This is a genomic window from Sulfitobacter sp., assembly GCF_041552635.1.
In the GTDB taxonomy this organism is placed as follows: domain Bacteria; phylum Pseudomonadota; class Alphaproteobacteria; order Rhodobacterales; family Rhodobacteraceae; genus Sulfitobacter.
On sequence record NZ_JBFEKM010000309.1, the window covers coordinates 1 to 2479 of the forward strand.

The 2479-nt window shown below is 55.3% G+C and carries 1 protein-coding gene and 1 pseudogene; one reads left to right on the forward strand and one right to left on the reverse strand.

Annotation, left to right across the window (positions count from 1 at the left end; all coding sequences use genetic code 11):
* Positions 1 to 939, reverse strand: a pseudogene (locus ABYT07_RS20460) (methylmalonyl-CoA mutase family protein); the annotation flags it as partial.
* 397 nt (positions 940 to 1336) lie between these two features.
* Between ABYT07_RS20460 and ABYT07_RS20465 the strand changes: the two are divergent.
* On the forward strand, positions 1337 to 2479 hold a 1143-nt coding region (locus ABYT07_RS20465), incomplete at its 3' end, for a 1-acyl-sn-glycerol-3-phosphate acyltransferase (protein ID WP_372993846.1).

A 2479-nucleotide genomic window follows, 5' to 3' on the forward strand; every position in this document is an offset into this window, starting at 1 on the left:
ATCCCACGGGCGCGGCAGGCCAAGCGCTTCGTTCCATGCGGGCAGCTGTACGGCGCGGGCACGGGCGTTTTTCGACAGGGTCACGGCCAGCATTTCAATCAAAATGCGGTAGACGTTGTTTTCGGGTTGCTGTTCGGTCAGGCCAAGGGAGTTGACCTGCACGCCGTAGCGGAAGCGGCGATATTTCGGATCTTCGACGCCATAGCGTTCTAGGCAGATCTCATCCCACAGATCGCCAAAAGCACGCATTTTGCACATTTCGGTTACAAAGCGGATACCTGCATTCACAAAGAACGAAATGCGCCCGACCAGCATCGGGAAGTCCTTTTCCGGCACACGCGGGCGCAGGGCGTCCAGCACGGCAGTTGCGGTGGCAAGGGCAAAGGCCAGTTCCTGTTCCGGCGTGGCACCCGCCTCTTGCAGGTGATACGAACACACGTTCATCGGGTTCCATTTAGGCACATTAGTGTAGCAATATTCGGCCACGTCGGCGATCATCTTGAGGCTGGGCGCGGGCGGGCAGATATAGGTGCCGCGGCTTAGGTATTCCTTGATCAGGTCGTTTTGTACGGTGCCTTGCAGGGCGGAAACATCAGCGCCCTGTTCTTCGGCGACGGCAATATACAGCGCCAGCAACCACGGGGCCGTTGCGTTGATTGTCATAGAGGTGTTCATCTGGTCCAGCGGGATATCGCGGAACAGCATCCGCATATCACCCAGATGGCTGACGGGTACGCCGACCTTACCGACTTCGCCCCGCGCTAGGATATGATCACTGTCATATCCGGTTTGGGTGGGCAGATCAAAGGCCACCGAAAGCCCGGTTTGGCCCTTCAACAGGTTCGCGCGATATAGTGCATTCGACGCCTCGGCGGTGGAATGTCCGGCATAGGTGCGGATCAGCCAAGGGCGGTCTTTTTGCGGATGCGACATGGGGCGGCCTCTCGTGAATCAGTTGCGTAATATTGTTGCGTTAAATGACTGATACTTGAAATAATCAAGCTCTGTCAATTCGCTGCATTGCGGCATTTTACTTGAGATGGCTCTGCCGTCCAGATCATTCGCGCAGGTACAACGTCTAGTGCGTGGGTTTATGAAAATTACGTCCAGACGCACCATGATCTTGCCAGCCCGCCACGCCTCGTCTTTTATTACGTCCGATAAGGCGGTGCCCGGCCCCATGAGTCCGATCGCCGAAGCTGGCCCCCTTACAAAAAAGCCACCCAATAAAGATCGGCAATGCGGGCGTGTTCATTGGGGTTAAAACCGTTGAGATCTCGCATGCCATGGCTTTTTATATTGTTCAGACTGCGGCAGTGCTGCAAGGGTTAACTCTATGACGCAGGTTGTTGAACTTCCACTTTGGCTATTCGTTGTGATCTTGCTTTTTGCAACGGTCACAGCCCTGAGTCATTTTCTGTTGCCTTCTGTGCGCTGGTTTTTTCGGCGTCGCTTGGAAAAAGCTGTGGAGCGTTTGAATACGCGTCTGACCCGCCCGATCGAGCCGTTTAAATTGGCGCGGCGTCACGACATGATCCAGCGACTGATATATGACCCGCAAGTGAGCCAGGCAATTGTGGACCACGCGCGCAAAGAAGGCGTTCCCGAAAACGTCGCCTTTGAACAAGCCCGCCGTTATGCCCGCGAAATTGTACCCAGTTTTAGCGCTTTTGCCTATTTCAGCTTTGGCATCCGTCTGGCGCGGTTTTTGGCCAATGCCCTATACGAAGTCCGGACAGGGGCGCATAACGCGGCTTTGATCAAATCAATTCCCGCCGATGCGACCGTCATCTTTGTGATGAACCACCGCAGTAATATGGACTATATGCTGGTGACCTATTTGGCGGGCGAAGCCTCGGCGTTAAGTTATGCCGTGGGCGAATGGGCGCGGGTATGGCCCTTGAGCCGCTTGATCAAATCGATGGGCGCTTATTTCATTAGGCGCAAATCACGCGGCGCGCTGTATCGCAAAGTTTTGGCGCGCTATGTGCAAATGGCCACCGAAGGCGGCGTGACCCAAGCGATTTTCCCCGAAGGCGGGCTGAGCTTGAACGGTAAGTTGATGCCGCCCAAGATGGGTTTGCTGGGATATGTCACCGAAGCCGATCTGGAGAACCGTGATGTGGTGTTTGTCCCGGTTGCCATTAATTATGACAGGGTTCTCGAGGACCGCGTTCTGATTGCAGCCGATCGGGCTGGCACCCGCCGGTTCAGGGCGCGCATTTCGGTTATATTGGTGTTTATCCTGCGCAAGACATGGCTGCGCATTCGCGGCAAGTTCTTACGCTTTGGAGAGGCAGCAGTAGTCTTTGGCGAACCTGTGCTGCTGCGGGATTATGGCCCCAAGCCTGATGTGGATGTGTTGGCGCAGGACTTGATGCGCAGGATTGCGGATGAAATGCCGTTGCTATTCGTTCCCCTTATGGCGCGTATCATGCTTTTGGCCCAAGGGCCGTTGGATCAGGCCAGTCTAGAGGAT